Below are 15715 nucleotides of genomic sequence, written 5' to 3' on the forward strand. Positions count from 1 at the left end.
TGGCCATGGACCCAGCGAACCGCATCAGCTTCCGCCTCGACGGCAAGACGGTGTTCCTGTCCGGCGCGGCGGGGCACCTGGGACGCGCGATGGCCTTCGCCTTCGCCGACGCCGGCGCGCACGTCATCGTCAACGGCCGCACGCGCTCGACGCTGGAAGGCCTGGCCGCCGAAATCAAAAGCGGCGGCGGCGCGGCAAGCGTCGCCGCCTTCGACGTCACCGACCGGCCGGCGGCGGACGCCTTCCTGGGCGGCCTGCCCAAGCTGCACGTCCTGATCAACAACGCGATCAGCGGCCTCGGCGGCAAGGACGCCGGTGCGGAGATCGACCGCTTCCGCGGGATCGTCGAGAGCGGTCTGGTCGCCTCCCATGCCAACATCACAGCGGCCCTGCCCGCCCTCACGACCGCCGCGGCGGAGGCCGGCCAGGCCTGCGTGATCAACATCGCGTCCCAGTGGGGCCACGTCAGTCCGGACTTCCGGATGTACGAGGATTGCGGACTCTCCCCGACCCCGCCGCAGTACGGCGCGACCAAGGCCGGACTGATGCAGCTGACGCGCTATCTGGCGGTCCAGCTGGCGCCGCGGCGGATCCGGGTGAATTCGCTCAGTCCGGGGATTTTTCCCTGGCCCTCCATCGTCGAGGAACAACCCGGCTTTGTCGCCCGGGCGAGCGACCGTTCTCCCATGGCGAGGCTGGGCGAGGCGCACGAACTGGCCGGACCGGCCGTGTTCCTGGCCTCCGACGCGGCCTCCTATGTAACCGGCGCCGACCTGCGCGTGGACGGCGGCTGGACCGCGAGATGAGCAGGCGCCGATCAGAACGCGATGTAGCCGAGCTGGGCGGCCTTGAAGAGCACCTGGCTCTTGTTGACCGCGTCCAGCTTCTCCGAGGCGTTGCGCAGGTGGAACCTCACCGTGGCCCGGCTCAGCTTGAGAATCAGGCTGATCTCGACATCGGTCTTCCCCGCCGCGGCCCACCGCAAGCACTCGACTTCCCGTTTGCTCAGCAACGACATCGGCGGAAGGCGGGCCTGCGCCGAACGCACGCGGACATATCCAGTGATGAACTGACGCGTGAGAAGGCCCAGCGCCGGCGCGTGCGCCGCGAAGGTCTCGGAAAGGTCCGTCTCAAGAGGGTCCTCCAGCGTGAAGCTCACCGCGCCGATCTGGCCAAACGGCAGGTGGACCGGCACCACGATGGCGGCGGATGCGAAGCTCCGAGTGACGAAGTCGCTTCGATCGATTGCGTCCATCAGCGGATTCGGAAGGCTCCCGTGGAAGCCGGCCGCATTGCACCAGAAGGGCTCGCTTTCGTAGCGGCAGGCCGTCGGCAAGGGCGAGTGCAAGGCGAGCTGCGGGGTCCGCCACCAGCGGTCGTCCTCGGTCCAGCCGAACACCGAGGTGGCCAGCACATTCCCCTCGGCGTCGGTCATCGACGTCTTGCTGGCGATGTTGTGACACGCGGCCACGCGGAAACGGCCGTGACGCCAGGCGAAGTCGCGCAAGGCGATCGCGGCGGGCCTGATGTCCTCCAGCGCCGCGATCCTCACGGATTGGAGCGTGATCTCCAGGTCGTCCTGCAACAAACCCATCAGGGCCCTTCGCTCAGCGCGTTCCGCAGCATGTCATGGCTTCCGCGGCGCAGGCATCCTACCGCCGAATTTATCGGCCGCGCCAGAAACCGCCGCGCGGCTCCGCGCCTCGGGCCGCCCGGAGCGCTAGGCCCGCTCCAGAGCCGCCTCCGCGGCCATCAGCCCTGGCGGGATGCGGCCCGGTCGATAGAGTTTGCGCAGCTCGGCGTCGACCATCGCCTGTTGACGCTTGGCAGGCCAGTCGACCGGATCGAACATCACCTGAACCGCCATCCCCATGAGCAGCATGAGGATCCGCTGCGCCTCTTCTCTCAGATCGAGGCCGGCGATCAGAAGGTCCTTCGCGTCCAACGTCCGCATGACGCCGAGGAAGGCGTCGCGCGCGCGGGTGACGCAGCCGCGCTGAATCTCGGCGATTTCCGGATCGGCCACCGCCCGCGCCCAGAACGCCAACCAGATCTTCCACTCGATCAATCGCTCCTCGTCCAACGGCATGAATTCGGCCGTAAAGGCTCGCAGGTCCTCGCGATCCGCCGCCAACACGCGGTCGCATCGCGCCTGCGACATGTCGATGCTCGAGTAGTAGGTGAGTATCAGGAGCTCCCGCTTGTTGCGGAAGTAGTGGGACACGATCGCCGTACTGCAATTCGCCGCCTCCGCGACGTCGCGGATAGTTACGGCCTCCAACCCCGCTGCGGCGATCAGCCGCGACGCCACAGCGATCACCTGCCGGCGCCGCGCTTCGTGATCGACGACAACTGGCATTGACACCTTTCTAAAACACTCGTCATATAACAGCGGTTATATAACGATCATCATAATAAATTACAACCGGAGGAAACCCCAGATGCAAGGACCCCTGCCCGCCCCCTAGTGGCTCGGAACGCACGTGCGAGCAAGTCTCGGCCCGCTCGGACGCAGTTTCTCCTGCCAGATGACAAGTAATTGCACACTAGATCGCCGCCGCCATCACGGCTGCTGCGCATGCGGGCCTGCGCCCGAAGCGCGAGCGATCTGTTTAGCCCAAGCAGGATTCATGACAACTGAAGCGCTCGTCAAACCTTCGCTCGACGAACACCTCTCCGGAGCTGCGAAAGCCTTCCTGGCCGAGGGCCGTTTCGGCCATCTCATCGACGGCGAAACCTGCTTTTCGGACGAGACATTCGCGGTCTACGACCCGGCGACCGGCGCCGAGTTCGCCCGCTGCGCCGCCGGGACCGCTAAGGATGTGGACCGCGCCGCCCGCGCCGCCCGCGCCGCCTTTGACGACGGTCGCTGGCGCAATCTGGATCCGCTCGAGAAGGAGCGGCGGCTGCGGCGGCTTAGCCAGCTGATCTCTCAGAACCGCGACCTGCTGATGGACATTGACGTCATCGACGGCGGCCTGGTGCGGGCCTATTCGGAATTCATCGTCAACTTCGGCCAGGACGCTGTCGACTACTACTCGGGCTGGCCGACGAAGCTGCACGGCTCGGCTCCCGCCTGCCCTCCCGACGTGGTGGTGCAGGAAGTGCGCGAGCCGGTCGGCGTGGTGGGAATCATCACCCCCTGGAACGGCCCCTCGGCGGCGCCGGCCGCCATCGTACCGGCGCTCGCCTGCGGCAACAGCGTGGTGCTGAAGCCGGCCGAGCAGACCCCCCTCGCGGCGATCATCATCGGTCGCCTCTGCCTGGAAGCCGGCATCCCCCCTGGCGTCGTCAACGTCGTCCAGGGCAAGGGCGAGGTGGTCGGCCAGGCGCTGGTCGAGCATCCGTTGGTGGACGCGATCGGCTTCACCGGCTCGGGCGAAACCGGCCGACGCATCCAGGCCGCCGCCGCGCCCCGCCTGAAGCGGGTGAGCATGGAGCTTGGCGGCAAAAGCCCGCAGCTCGTGTTCGACGACGCCGACCTGGACAGCGCCGCCACCGCCGTCGCCAATGCGGTCTGGGGCCACTCCGGCCAGGTCTGCACCGCCGGCACCCGGGTGCTCGTCCAGCGCGGCATCCACGACGAGCTCGTCGCCGAGATGGTGGCGCGCTCGCGCTCGATCCGCCTGGGCTCCGGCTTCGCCAAGGACACCCAGATGGGGCCCCTCGTCTCCGAGGAGCAGCTGAACCGGGTTCGCCGCTACGTCGATATCGGTCGCCAGGAAGGCGCCGAGGTCGTCCTCGGCGGCGGCCGCCACGGCCAGGCCGGCTTCTTCCACGAACCGACCATCTTCACCGGCGTGAACAACGGCATGACCATCGCCCGGGAAGAGATCTTCGGGCCGGTGATGACGGTGATCCCATTCGATACCGAGGCGGAGGCGGTCGCGATCGCCAACGACAGCGACTTCGGCCTGGCCGCCGGCGTCTGGACCCGCGATCTCTCGCGGGCGCACCGGCTGAGCCAGGACCTGCGCGCCGGGACGGTGTGGGTGAACACCTACCAGCGCGTCTACCCCTCCATCCCGTACGGCGGAATGAAGCAGTCCGGCTACGGCCGGAACCTCGGCGCCGCCTCGCTCGAGCATCTCACCCAAATCAAGACTGTCTGGCTCAAGATCAGGTGACCCACATGTCGCAGACAATCGCAGAGCGGCCGAATTCCACGCGGCGAGAGGACAGCGATCTCGCCGCGGTGATCCGCGAGCTCAAGGACCGCGTCGACATCCTCGAGACGATGTACGCCTATTGTCGCCACGCCGATAATCTCGACGGCTCCGCCATGGCGGACCTGTTCGTCGGCGACAGCGTCAGCCAGTTCATCCCAGGCGACGATTGGGTGCTTCAGGGGCGTGAGGCGCTGCGGAAGTTCCTGTGCGACGCCCTGGCGGTGACGGTCAGCGGCAGCCACCACATCGCCAATCCCGAGCTTACCTTCGAGACGCCCGACCGGGTGGTGCTCAACTGCTACATGTACTCGTGGCAGCGGTTCACCGGCTTCCCGGTGACCGCCGATTGTCACCGCTGGGGCCGCTACGAGAACCGGTTCGTCCGCACGCCCCAGGGCTGGCGAATGGACCGCCTGCGCCTTGTGTCCGCCGGCGAATATGGCGGCGCCCGCATCGGCGAACAGCTTGGTCGCCCGTTCCCATCCACCTTCGAATAACCACCACCACCTTCAAACCAACACCTTCGACGACGTCCCCGCGGGGGGGCAGCCCAAAAAAATAATCAGGTCCTGGGGAGGACTCACAATGATGCACGCAACTCGCCTGGCGGGCGCACGCAGCCTGCTGCTCATCTCCACCTCTGCCGCGGCGCTCGCCGGCGCTCCACTGGCCGCGCACGCCGCCGAGGCCGACGCGACCTCAGCCGCCGAGCCGGCGCAGGCCGCGGCCCTGGACGAAATAATCGTCACCGCCCGCAAGCGCGACGAGAACATCCAGAACATTCCCGTCGCGGTGACCGCTGTCTCGTCCGAAAAGCTGGACCGGTTCAACCTTCGCAGCATCGAAGGCATCGCCGCTTCCACGCCGCAGCTCAACGTGGTGCGCGGCAACTCCGGCTCCGGCGCGACCATCAGCCTGCGCGGCATCGGCTCGACCTTCACCAGCGTCGGCATCGAGCAGTCCGTCGCGGTCAATCTGGACGGGGTCTATTACGGCCAGGGGCGGATCATCAACGAAGGCTTCTTCGACATGAAGCAGGTCGAGATCCTTCGCGGACCTCAGGCCCTCTTCTTCGGCAAGAACGCCACGGCCGGGGTGCTCTCCTTCCAGTCCGCCGACCCGGGGAACCATTTCGAGGCCCTGGCGCGGGCCGGCTATGAGTTCAAGGGGAAGGCCGCCAACTACGAGGGCGTGATCTCCGGTCCGATCACCGACCAGCTCGGCCTGCGTCTGGCGGTCCGCTATTCGGACCAGACCGGCGCCTACATGCACAACGACGCGCCGGCGAAGACGCTGACGACGCTGGATGTGGCGAATGGCTTCGCCGCGACGGTGCACCAGGTCCCGGCGCCGGTCGGCGACCTGCCGCAGGAAAAGGACTTCTCCGCGCGCCTGACCGCCAAGTACACGCCGTCCGATCAGTTCAGCCTGACGCTGAAGGGCGGCGTCACCAAATACCGCACCAAGAATGCGACCTGGAACTACGAGATGACCGACTGCCCGCTCGGGCGCACCCAGGTCAATCCGACGGAGACCTGCAACGCCGACCGGCACATGCAGCAAAATCCGGTGCCGACCGACATCGCTGCCACCAACGGCATCCTCAACCGGCACGACGGCCAGCTCTATCAGGACTACGACGCCTACGCCCTCAGCGCCAAGGCCGCCTACACGGCGGACAAGGTCAACATCACCTCGGTCACCGGCTTGCACCGGTTCGTGAACTACTTCCTCGGCGACTATGACTTCACCGGCGGGACGAACGGCGGCACCTGGGGCTTCGAGCGGTCGAAATACCTGGCCTTTTCAGAGGAGATCCGCGCCCAGACCACGCTGGATGGGCCGCTGAACTTCATGACAGGGATCTTCGCCCAGACCACCCGGATGGACTTCCTCCAGCAGATCATCTTCCCCGGCGCGCTGGCAAACTCCGCAGCGCCCGATCCGAGCTTCCAATATCTCACCCTGGAAAAGCTCGCCCGCACCGACGGCAACACGCTCGCCGGCTTCGGCCAGGTGCAGTGGAAGATCACCCCGACCCTCGCCCTCGACGTCGGCGCTCGCCTGACGCACGAGACGAAGGACTCGACCTTCACCCAGCCTTACGTCGTGCCGCCGTTCCAGGCGGCGTTCCGCCAGGGCCACGTGCTCGCGGCCAACCAGAAGTTCCACAACTTCTCGCCGGAAGCGACGCTGACCTGGACGCCGTCGGAAGACTGGACCGCCTTCGCCTCCTACAAGCATGGCTACAAGTCCGGCGGCTTCTCCATCAGCGCGCTCGACTCGGTGACGACCACGGTCGACAAGGTCGCCTTCTCGCCAGAGAAGGTGAAGGGCTTCGAGGGCGGACTGCGCGCCTTCCTCGCCAACCACACCCTGCGGCTTGCGCTCGACGCCTACGCCTACGAATACACCGACCTGCAGGTCGACTATTTCGACGCCCCGCACGTCGTCTTCATCACCCGCAACGCCGGGAGCTCGACCGCCAGGGGCGTCGAGTTCGAAGCCGAGTGGGCTCCGCCGGCGGCCCCCGGCCTGGTGCTCCGCGGGACGCTCGCCTACAACCGCGCACGCTACAAGAGCTTCCCGGATGCGCCCTGCTGGGGCGGCCAGACGCCGGCCCAAGGCTGCACGATCGACGCGACCGGCAGCACGATCCAGGACCTGGGCGGCAAGCCCACCGCGCTGGCGCCCAAATGGACCGGCGCGCTGGAAGCCAACTACGAGCACGACCTGACCCAAGGCCTGGTGTTCGGGGCGAGCGCCAACCTCCGCTACTCGAGCTCCTACTTCGGCAACCCCTGGGCCAATCCCTTCACCAAGCAATCGTCCTTCACGACGATCGACGCCTCGCTGCGCCTGCGGACGCGCGACCAGCGCCTGGAGTTCGCGCTCATCGGCAAGAACCTGACCGACAAATACGTGGCGACCTACATCTCCGATGCGCCGAGCTCGGGCTCGGGCACCGGCACGGCGGCGGGCGTCAGGTCCGACCTGACCTCCGCCCCCAACCTGCCCCGCACGATCGCCGTGCAGGTCACCTGGAAATACTAGTCGCGCGCGCCGGCCCCGGCCGGCGCGCCTCCTTAGGGGAGGAGGTCCATGACCGCCGTTTCACAAGACTTCCGCCGCAAGCCCGACACCATGCGCGATCTGGAACGCCGGGCCGTCGCCCATCTGGCGCATGGCGGAACCACCGATCTCGCCAACGCGCCGCTCAGCGTCTCGCCGAGCGAATACACCGATCCGGCGCGCTACGAGGCCGAGCGGCGCGAGCTGTTCGCCAAGCTGCCGCTGCTCGCCTGCCTGTCGCTCGACGTGGCCGAGCCGGGCGACAGCTTCACCTTCGACGCCGCCGGTCCGGCGATCCTCATCGTCCGCGGCCAGGACCGCAAGGCGCGCGCCTTCCTGAACATGTGCACCCATCGCGGCGCGCGGCTGGTGACGGCCTGCGAGCGGCGCAAGCTGATGGTCTGCCCGTTCCACGCCTGGAGCTTCGACACCGAAGGCCGGCTGGTCGGGGTGCCCGGCGAGACGGCCTTCGAGGGGATGGAGCGCGCCGCCCGCGGCCTGGTCCGTGTGCCGGTCGGCGAATGGGGCGGCATGATCTTCGTGAAGGCCCACGCTGGCGAGGAGGAGATCGACGTGGAGGCCTGGCTCGGCGACATGGGGCCACAGCTGCTCGCCCTCGACCTCGCCGGCGCCCGGCCGATCAAGCAGGACCGCGTCGACGCCGAGGCGAACTGGAAATACTGCCTCGACACCTACGGCGAGGCCTATCACTTCAGCGCCCTGCACACGACCACCTTCGGCCAGACGACGGTCAGCAACGTCGCGCTGTACGACGGTTTCGGGCCGCACTACCGGGTGCTCTTCACCAACCAGGGCTATCGGGACTACGTCGGCCAGGACGAGGCCCAATGGCCTGTCACGCCCTACGGCGGCAGCCATTTCATCTTCCCGAACTCGATCATCTACGGCGCGCCGGCGGCGGGCGGCGGCAGCCTGATCGGCATGTACCGCCTCTATCCCGGCGAAAGCGTCGGCAAGTCCTTCACCCTGCTCTCCGTGCACCGCGGGGCCGACGCGCCGGCGGCGACGCCCGACCAGGCCTTCGTCGACGCCCACGACTACATCGTCCACGTGGTCAGCACCGAGGACTACAGCGTCTCCCGGGAGGGCCAGCGCAATCTCGAGCACGCCCCGCTGGGCTTCGAGATCGTCTTCGGCCGCAACGAGGCGGCGCTGCAGAATACCCACCGTCACCTCGCCGAGGTCATCGGCATGCCGTTGGATCAACGCTGAAATGTCGGTCTACCTGCATGTCACGCTGGAGATCCACGCCGCCCAGCTGGGCCGGTTCCTGGACGGGATGGAGAAGACCGCCGTCCCCTTCCTGGAGCGGGAGGGCTGGCGTCTCGCCGGCGCCTTCGTCCAACGCTCGGGACGGCTCGGCAACGTCATCGACCTCTGGGAGCTGGACGATTTCCAGCACTACGACCGGGCGCTTTCGGCCTTCGCAGCCGATCCCGCCTTTCCGGACTTCAAGGCGATGCTCGAGCAGGCGGTGATCAGCGAGACCGTGGTCTTCGCCAGTCCCGCCTCCTACATGCCGAGCGCCCAGCCTTCCGCCGCCTGAGCTACGCCCCGACGAACACGCCGGGGCGCTTCTCGACGACGGCGGCCAGCCCCTCGGCGAAGTCCTGCGTGCCCAGCAGCATGGCCTGGGCCAGCACATTGGTCGCCCACTCCTTCTCCATGCTGGATTCCGCCCCGCGCCGCAGCCCCTCCTTGGCGGCGGCGTAGGCCAGGGGCGGCAGGGCGGCGAGCTGCGCCGCGAACGCCTGGGTGCGTTCGTGAAGGCGGTCGGCGTCGACCAACTCCGAGGCCAGGCCGATGCGCACCGCCTCCTCCGCGCCGATCGGCCGTCCGGCGAGCACGATCTCCGCCGCGCGGCCCGCCCCCACCAGCCTGGGCAGCAGGAACAGCCCGCCCAACGGGGGGATCAGCCCCAGCTTGATCCAGCTCTCGTGAAATTCGGCCGTCGGCGCGACCAGGCGAAAATCGCAGGTAAGCGCCAGCTCGCAGGCCACGGTGATGGCGGCGCCCGAGACCGCCGCGATCGTCGGCTTCGGACAGTGATGGAGCCTGCGCGCCGCGCCTTGAAAATGAGCGTAGATATCGCTCTTCACCTGGGGCGCAGGCGTGGTCTTCAGGCCTTCCAGGAAGCTGAACTCGGCGCCCGCCGAAAAGTGCTTGCCTTCGCCGGCCAGCACCATGGCACGCACCGCCGGGTCAGCGGAGAGCCCGTCTACCGCACGGCAGATCTCGGCCAGCGTCTGCGGCCGCAGGGCGTTGCGGCGGTCAGGACGGTTGATCCTGATCCAGCCGACGGGGCCGGACCGCTCGACGAGCAGGTCCTCATAGACCTCGGACATGGCGGCGGCCCTATTCGCCGGCCGGCTCGAACGCCTGGGCGTCCGCGGCTGCGCGGTTCACCACGACCGGCGCGCCCTGCCATGGGCCGATCCGCTCCTGCGAGCGATCCTGGAAATCCTCGGGCAGGTCCTCGACCATGTTCCAGGTGGCGGCGAGCCGGCCCAGGCCGACGCACCAGGCGACCCACAGGCCAAGCTCGACGATCTGGGGTTCGCTGAAGAAGCTGCGCAATCCATCGTAGACCACGTCGTCGATCGACAGATGGTTGGTCGCCATCCGCTCGCCGTAGTCGATCGCCGCCTTTTCGGCCGCGGAAAGGTCGCAGGCTTCGTAGGGCTTCTGCAGCGAGCAGACCGCGCCCTCCTCCAGGCCGTCGTCCACCGCGCTGGCGTAGCGGATCGCCATGCAGCTGCGGCATTGATTGTGGAAAGCGATCCGCAGCCGGACCAGCTCCAGCAAGCGCTCCGGAAGCGTGCGGTTGGCGCGCAGGGCCTGATTGTATTGCAGCATGGCGAGCGACAGCACCGGCCGGTGAGCGGTGATGCGCGTGACGCCGAGCTCGATGGCCGTAGGCGCGCTATCGCCGAGCGCCGCCTGCAGCTCCGGCGGCCAGGCTTCCAAAGGGACCAGGCTGAGCCTCGACATGATCGTTTCCTCCGTCGCGTGCGGGTTCGCCACGCACATTCTTGTTCCGCGTTCTGGGACGCTTATTTATTACTATAATTATCATAATCTTGCGGATCGCAACCGCTAAACCGGCAGGGTTTCAGGCCGCCGGCGCGCGACCGAGGCGGTGTCGTCCAGCACCAGGCACTGGCCGCTCATGAAGGCGGATTCATCGGAGGCCAGATAGACGGCCAGCTGCGCCACGTCCTCCGGCGCGCCCAACCGTCCGGCCGGCGTCCTGGCCGCGCCGGCCTGCTGCGCCACCGAGCGCACCATCGGGGTGTCGATGGAGGACGGCAGGACGGCGTTGCAGCGGATCCCATAGCCCTGCTCGTGACAATGGACGGCGACGGCGCGGGTCAGGGCCGACACAGCGCCCTTGGCGGCGCTGTAGGCGGTCACCGGCGGATTGCCCTGGATCGCATTGATGGAGGACAGGTTGACGATCGCGCCGCCGCCGGAACGGGCGATGAGCGGCACCGCATGCTTGCAACCGAAGAAGGTCCCGTCGGCGCTCACCGCCATCACCGCCCGGTAGTCGGCTTCCGAGGTGTCCTCGATGGTGCCCAGCCGGACCACGCCGGCGTTGTTGACCAGGATGTCGAGCCGGCCATGGCGGCGGTCCACCTCCGCCAGCCGGGCGATCCATTCACCCTCATGCCTGACGTCGAGCGACAGGAACTCGGCTTGAGGGCCCAGGTCTTCGGCCAGGCGGGCGCCCTCCGCCTCGTCGACATCGCACAGGACCACGCGCGCGCCCTCGCGGACAAAGGCGGCGGCGATAGCCGCGCCCAGTCCCTTCGCCGCCCCAGTGACAAGCGACACCTTGCCGTTCAGACGCGCCATAACGACCTCTCCCCGCTGCGGGCTCGCGCCTGAGCACACGCGGCGTGCGGCCACCCCGTCAAGCTGACTGAAAGATCAGGCGAGATCGGGCGGCCGCGGGATCAAACTCGGATCCAGATGATCCCAGCCTCCAGCCGCACCCTCTACGACGAAGACCACGTCCTGTTCCGCGACCAGGTCCGGCGCTTCTTCGACCGCGCCCTGATCCCGAATCTCGACCGCTGGGAGGCGCAGGGGATCGTCGACCGCACGTTCTGGCGCGCAGCGGGCGAGGCCGGCCTGCTGTGCCCGACGGTGTCGCCGGACTACGGCGGCCTGGGACTCGATTTCCGCTTCAACGCGATCGTCGGCGAGGAGCTGGCCTATGCCGGCTCGTCCGCGGGGCTGACGCTGCAGTCGGACATCGTCGTCAGCTACATCGAGCACCTTGGCTCCGAGGCGCAGAAGCAGCGCTGGCTGCCGAGGATGATCTCCGGCGAAACGATCGTCGCGATCGCCATGTCCGAGCCGGGCGCCGGATCGGACCTCCAGGGCGTCCGCACGACGGCCCGGCGGGAGGGCGACAGCTACGTCCTCAACGGCGCCAAGACCTATATCACCAACGGCCAGCTCGCCGATCTGGTGATCGTCGTCGCCAAGACCGATCCGGCCGCCGGGGCCAAGGGAATGTCCCTCATCCTGGTGGAGGCGGATCGGGAGGGGTTCGCCCGCGGCCGCAACCTCGACAAGATCGGCCAGCATTCCGCCGACACCTCCGAGCTGTTCTTCAACGATGTGCGCGTACCGCATTCGAACCTGCTGGGGGACGAGGGCCGGGGCTTCGCCGCCCTGATGTCGGAGCTTCCGCAGGAGCGGCTGTCGATCGCCATCCAGGCCCAGGCCGGCGCCCAGCGCGCCTTCGACGAGGCGCTGGCCTTCACCAAGGATCGCAAGGCGTTCGGACAGACGATCTTCGCCTTCCAGAACACGCGCTTCACGCTCGCCGACGCCGCCACCAAGCTCCAGGTCGGCTGGGCGCATCTGGACTGGGCGATCGCCCGGCACGTGGCCGGCGCGCTGACCACCGCCGAGGCCTCCGCCGCCAAGCTCCACCACACCGAGCTGCAGAACGAGATCTGCGACGAGGCGCTGCAGCTGCACGGCGGCGCCGGGTACATGAACGAGTCGATGATCGCGCGCCTGTGGCGCGATGCGCGAGTGACGCGGATCTACGGCGGCGCCTCGGAGATCATGAAGGAAATTGTGGCGCGCAGCCTCTGACCGGCGCATGCGCCGCCGGGCGCCCCGGGACACGCAGGATGGGAACTCGCCCGAGTTTCGCCCGCCGAGCCAGCCGTTGCGTCTACTCCATCACGAGCACGGCCTTCGTGCATTTCCCGGCGTGCTGGTCGTCAATCGCTTGGTTGATCTCGGTGAACGGATATCGAGAGATCAGCCGATCGAACGGGAAATTCCCTGCCCGATGATGCGCAATGAGCTCGGGGATGAAGACGTCGGGGTCACTGTCGCCTTCGAGGATGCCCTGAATTCTCAGACCGCGGGCCAGAACGACGTTCGCATAGCCGGGCGTGGGCGCGTCCGCCTTGGCGGGGATGCCGAGCAGTCCGAGGGTTCCTGCCAATCGCAGGCAGAACACCGCTGCGTCCATAACTTTGGACTGTCCGGTCGTATCCAGCGCGTAGTCGACGCCGGCGGGCATGATCGCGCGGACGAGATGGGCAAGCTTGCCTGTGGCCGGGTCGATGACGTGGGTCGCACCGAGTTCACGCGCCAGCGCTCGCCGCTCCGGCATCGGATCGGACACCATAATCGCGCCGCACCGTGCAATGCCGCGTGCGGCCATCACCGCGCTTAGTCCCACCGATCCCGCGCCGGTGACGAGAAGGCTGGACCCGGGCTCGCAGGCGATCGAGCGCAGCACGGCGCCTGCGCCGGTCTGAATGCCGCACCCCAGCGGGGCGTAGGTATCGAGCGGAGCGTCTTGCGCCACCTTCACGACATTCCGTTCATAGGCGAGGGCGTGAGTCGCGAAGGATGACTGGCCGAAAAAGTTGCTCGAGATCGCTTCCCCGTCACGCCTCAGCGCACGGCTCCCGTCGGGCCTCGCCCCGGCAAAGTTGAGTACGCCCGAATGCTCGCAATAGCTGGGCTGGTGCACCTCGCAGCGGGTGCAGCGTCCGCAGGAGCGGAACGTCAGCACCACGCGATCACCGGGCACGACCTTGGTCACCGCCTCGCCCACCGATTCGACGACGCCCGCGCCCTCATGACCGAGCACGGCGGGCAGCGGGATCGGAAGCAGCTGATCTCGCGCGGACACATCCGTGTGGCAGAGCCCGACGGCCGCGATGCGGACGAGGATCTCGTCGGAGCGCGGCGGTTCCAGATCGAGCAGCTGGATTTCGAACGGCGATCGCGGCGCGGTGGCGACTGCGGCGGTGACCTTCATCTGTCTTTCCCATGGATACTTGCCGCGCTCGACATGACGTCGCCCTCCGAAAGGCGATGAATCAAAATATCACCAAGTTGAACTTCCACGCACTATAGTTTACATTGAGCTCGTCGGACTCATATTGTTCCGACTTACTATTTCAGGCAAGCCGCATGCGCCTTTATCACTGCGACAACGCCCGCTCTTTCCGGGTTTTGTGGACGTTCGAAGAACTCGGGCTGCCCTACGATCTCGTGACAATGCCCTTCCCCCCCAGCCAAACAACTCCGGCCTATCTCAATGAGAATCCGCTCGGCACCGTGCCGCTGCTCGTCGACGGCGACACGCGAATGACTGAATCGGGCGCGATCTGTCAGTATCTCGCGGAGCGCTATCCGGACGGCGGGCTTGCCCTCGGCCCGGAGGATCCGCGCTATGGAGACTATCTCAACGCCCTTCACTACGGCGAGGCGACGCTCACCTTTCCGCAGGCGGTGTATCTGCGCTACGCGCTGTTCGAGCCCAAGGAACGGCGCAACCCGGCGGTTGCCGACGACTATCGGCTGTGGTTCCACGCGCGGCTGTGCTGGCTTGAGGCGCTGCTCGGGCGCGCGCCATATGTGGCCGGCGAGCAGTTCACGGTTGCGGATATCTGCGTGGGCTACGCATTGATGCTCGCCCAGCACATCGGCCTCGGCGACCTTCTGTCGAGTGCGCAACGCGACTATTTGGGGCGACTGAGCCGACGCCCCGCATTCGAGCGGGCCATTGCCCGCCAGTCGCCCCCGTAGACGCAGGCCTCCCCGACCGCAGCGCTGCAATGCCTCTGCGATCCGATCATGGGCTGAACCAGGCCGATCTCTGACGTGTCGCGACCGACCTTGACCGCGAACTAAGGCGCCGGGTACGGGCATGGCTGTCAGCGCGCCATCCGCAGCGCCCCGTCGGTTACGACGGCCGCACATCCCGATAGCGTCACTCAAAGCGCCTCGACGATGGTCACGTTGGCGATGCCGCCGCCCTCGCACATGGTCTGCAGGCCGTAGCGCTTGCCCCTCGCCTTCAGCGCGTAGATCAGCGTCGCCATCAGCTTGGTCCCGGACGCGCCGAGCGGATGGCCGAGCGCGATGGCGCCGCCGTTCACGTTGAGCTTCTGCGGGTCGGCGCCGATCATCTTCAACCAGGCCAGCGGCACCGGCGCGAATGCCTCGTTGACCTCATAGAGGTCGATATCATCGACGCGCATGCCGGCCCGCTGTAGCGCGCGCTGGGTGGCCCGGATCGGTTCGTCCAGCATGATCACCGGGTCGCCGCCGGTGACCGTGAGATTGTGGATTCGCGCCAGCGGCGTGAGGCCATGCGCCTTCAGGGCGCTTTCGCTGACCACCAGGACGCCCGAGGCGCCGTCGCAGACCTGGCTGGCTGTGGCCGCCGAGATGGTCCCGCCCTCCTGCAGCAGCTTGACCGAGCCGATGGACTCCAGCGTCGCGCCATAGCGGATGCCTTCGTCAGCGGCGTGCAGCGTGCTTCCGCCCATGCCGTCTTCGATCTCGAGCGGCACGATCTCGTTTTCGAAGGCCCCCGCCTTCGTGGCCGCCTCGGCGCGGCGATGGCTCTCCAGGGCGAAGCGGTCGAGAGCCTCCCGGTCGAAACCGTATTTGTCGGCCATCATCTGGGCGCCGGTGAACTGGCTGAACTCCTCGACGCCGTAGCGCGCCTTGATCTTCTGCGACCACGGCCCCGCGCCGACCCCATGTTGCATCGGCAGCAGGTACGGCAGGCCCATGGGCACGCGGGTCATGCTCTCGACCCCCGCGGCGACGACCACGTCCTGCACGCCCGACATCACCGCCTGGGCGGCGAACTGGATGGCCTGCTGGGACGAACCGCATTGCCGGTCGATGCTGACTGCCGGAACGCTGTCGGGCAGTCCCGAGGCCAGCACCGCGCCGCGGCCGATGTGCATGCTCTGCTCGCCCGCCTGGCTGACGCACCCCATCACCACGTCGTCGATCGCCGCCGGATCGACGCCGCTGCGGGCGACCAGCGAGTCCAGCACCGCGCCGGCCATGTCCGCCGGATGCCAGTCCTTCAGCTTGCCGCCGCGCCGGCCGCCGGCGGTCCGCGCCGCCGCTACGATATAGGCCTCTGCCATGGGATGCTC

The 15715-nt window shown here is 67.6% G+C and carries 15 protein-coding genes; 8 read left to right on the forward strand and 7 right to left on the reverse strand.

Annotated features, from left to right (window positions below; genetic code table 11):
• The first annotated feature begins 5 nt into the window (after positions 1–5).
• Positions 6–806 (forward strand): SDR family NAD(P)-dependent oxidoreductase, encoded by an 801-nt coding sequence (locus tag ACSQ2B_RS08530; RefSeq protein WP_436048975.1) that lies wholly within the window; start codon positions 6–8, stop codon positions 804–806.
• 11 nt (positions 807–817) lie between these two features.
• Here the strand turns inward: ACSQ2B_RS08530 and ACSQ2B_RS08535 are convergent, their stop codons facing one another.
• Complete coding sequence (locus ACSQ2B_RS08535; RefSeq protein WP_436048976.1) at positions 818–1594, reverse strand: LuxR C-terminal-related transcriptional regulator; 777 nt, start codon at positions 1592–1594, stop codon at positions 818–820.
• Positions 1595–1720: 126 nt separating this feature from the next.
• On the reverse strand, positions 1721–2311 hold the full coding sequence (locus ACSQ2B_RS08540; protein WP_436048977.1) for a TetR family transcriptional regulator C-terminal domain-containing protein: 591 nt from the start codon (positions 2309–2311) through the stop codon (positions 1721–1723).
• A gap of 319 nt (positions 2312–2630) precedes the next feature.
• On the opposite strand from ACSQ2B_RS08540, the gene ACSQ2B_RS08545 reads away from it, so the two are divergent.
• From ACSQ2B_RS08545 to ACSQ2B_RS08565, 5 genes are all read left to right on the forward strand, one after another.
• Complete coding sequence (locus ACSQ2B_RS08545) at positions 2631–4127, forward strand: aldehyde dehydrogenase family protein (protein ID WP_436048978.1); 1497 nt, start codon at positions 2631–2633, stop codon at positions 4125–4127.
• A 5-nt stretch (positions 4128–4132) separates the two neighbouring features.
• On the forward strand, positions 4133–4666 hold the full coding sequence (locus tag ACSQ2B_RS08550) for a nuclear transport factor 2 family protein (RefSeq protein ID WP_436048980.1): 534 nt from the start codon (positions 4133–4135) through the stop codon (positions 4664–4666).
• Between the two features lie 88 nt (positions 4667–4754).
• Positions 4755–7223, forward strand: coding sequence for a TonB-dependent receptor (locus tag ACSQ2B_RS08555; protein ID WP_436048982.1), 2469 nt, complete (start codon positions 4755–4757; stop codon positions 7221–7223).
• Between the two features lie 48 nt (positions 7224–7271).
• Positions 7272–8474, forward strand: coding sequence for an aromatic ring-hydroxylating oxygenase subunit alpha (locus ACSQ2B_RS08560; protein ID WP_436048983.1), 1203 nt, complete (start codon positions 7272–7274; stop codon positions 8472–8474).
• A gap of 1 nt (position 8475) precedes the next feature.
• Positions 8476–8808: an NIPSNAP family protein gene (locus ACSQ2B_RS08565; RefSeq protein WP_436048984.1), complete on the forward strand. Its 333-nt coding sequence runs from the start codon at positions 8476–8478 to the stop codon at positions 8806–8808.
• A gap of 1 nt (position 8809) precedes the next feature.
• Here ACSQ2B_RS08565 and ACSQ2B_RS08570 read toward each other — a convergent pair whose 3' ends face one another.
• The 3 genes from ACSQ2B_RS08570 to ACSQ2B_RS08580 form a co-directional block, all read right to left on the reverse strand.
• The gene (locus ACSQ2B_RS08570) at positions 8810–9607 is read right to left on the reverse strand and encodes an enoyl-CoA hydratase/isomerase family protein (protein WP_436048985.1); all 798 of its coding nucleotides are present in this window, start codon (positions 9605–9607) and stop codon (positions 8810–8812) included.
• A 10-nt stretch (positions 9608–9617) separates the two neighbouring features.
• Positions 9618–10253 (reverse strand): carboxymuconolactone decarboxylase family protein, encoded by a 636-nt coding sequence (locus tag ACSQ2B_RS08575; protein ID WP_436048986.1) that lies wholly within the window; start codon positions 10251–10253, stop codon positions 9618–9620.
• A gap of 105 nt (positions 10254–10358) precedes the next feature.
• Positions 10359–11120, reverse strand: a complete 762-nt coding sequence (locus tag ACSQ2B_RS08580; RefSeq protein ID WP_436048987.1) for an SDR family NAD(P)-dependent oxidoreductase — start codon at positions 11118–11120, stop codon at positions 10359–10361.
• A 117-nt stretch (positions 11121–11237) separates the two neighbouring features.
• Here ACSQ2B_RS08580 and ACSQ2B_RS08585 point away from each other — a divergent pair, with 117 nt between their 5' ends.
• Positions 11238–12380, forward strand: coding sequence for an acyl-CoA dehydrogenase family protein (locus tag ACSQ2B_RS08585; protein ID WP_436048989.1), 1143 nt, complete (start codon positions 11238–11240; stop codon positions 12378–12380).
• Between the two features lie 82 nt (positions 12381–12462).
• On the opposite strand, the gene ACSQ2B_RS08590 is transcribed toward ACSQ2B_RS08585, so the two are convergent.
• Positions 12463–13569 carry an NAD(P)-dependent alcohol dehydrogenase gene (locus ACSQ2B_RS08590; protein ID WP_436048991.1) on the reverse strand — a complete coding sequence of 369 codons (1107 nt, stop codon included), beginning with the start codon at positions 13567–13569 and terminating at the stop codon, positions 12463–12465.
• A gap of 155 nt (positions 13570–13724) precedes the next feature.
• On the opposite strand from ACSQ2B_RS08590, the gene ACSQ2B_RS08595 reads away from it, so the two are divergent.
• Positions 13725–14342 (forward strand): glutathione S-transferase family protein, encoded by a 618-nt coding sequence (locus ACSQ2B_RS08595; protein ID WP_436048992.1) that lies wholly within the window; start codon positions 13725–13727, stop codon positions 14340–14342.
• A gap of 188 nt (positions 14343–14530) precedes the next feature.
• On the opposite strand, the gene ACSQ2B_RS08600 is transcribed toward ACSQ2B_RS08595, so the two are convergent.
• Positions 14531–15706, reverse strand: a complete 1176-nt coding sequence (locus ACSQ2B_RS08600; RefSeq protein WP_436048993.1) for an acetyl-CoA C-acetyltransferase — start codon at positions 15704–15706, stop codon at positions 14531–14533.
• Positions 15707–15715 lie beyond the last annotated feature (9 nt).

The organism is Phenylobacterium sp. LjRoot225 (assembly GCF_964252855.1).
Lineage (GTDB): Bacteria > Pseudomonadota > Alphaproteobacteria > Caulobacterales > Caulobacteraceae > Phenylobacterium.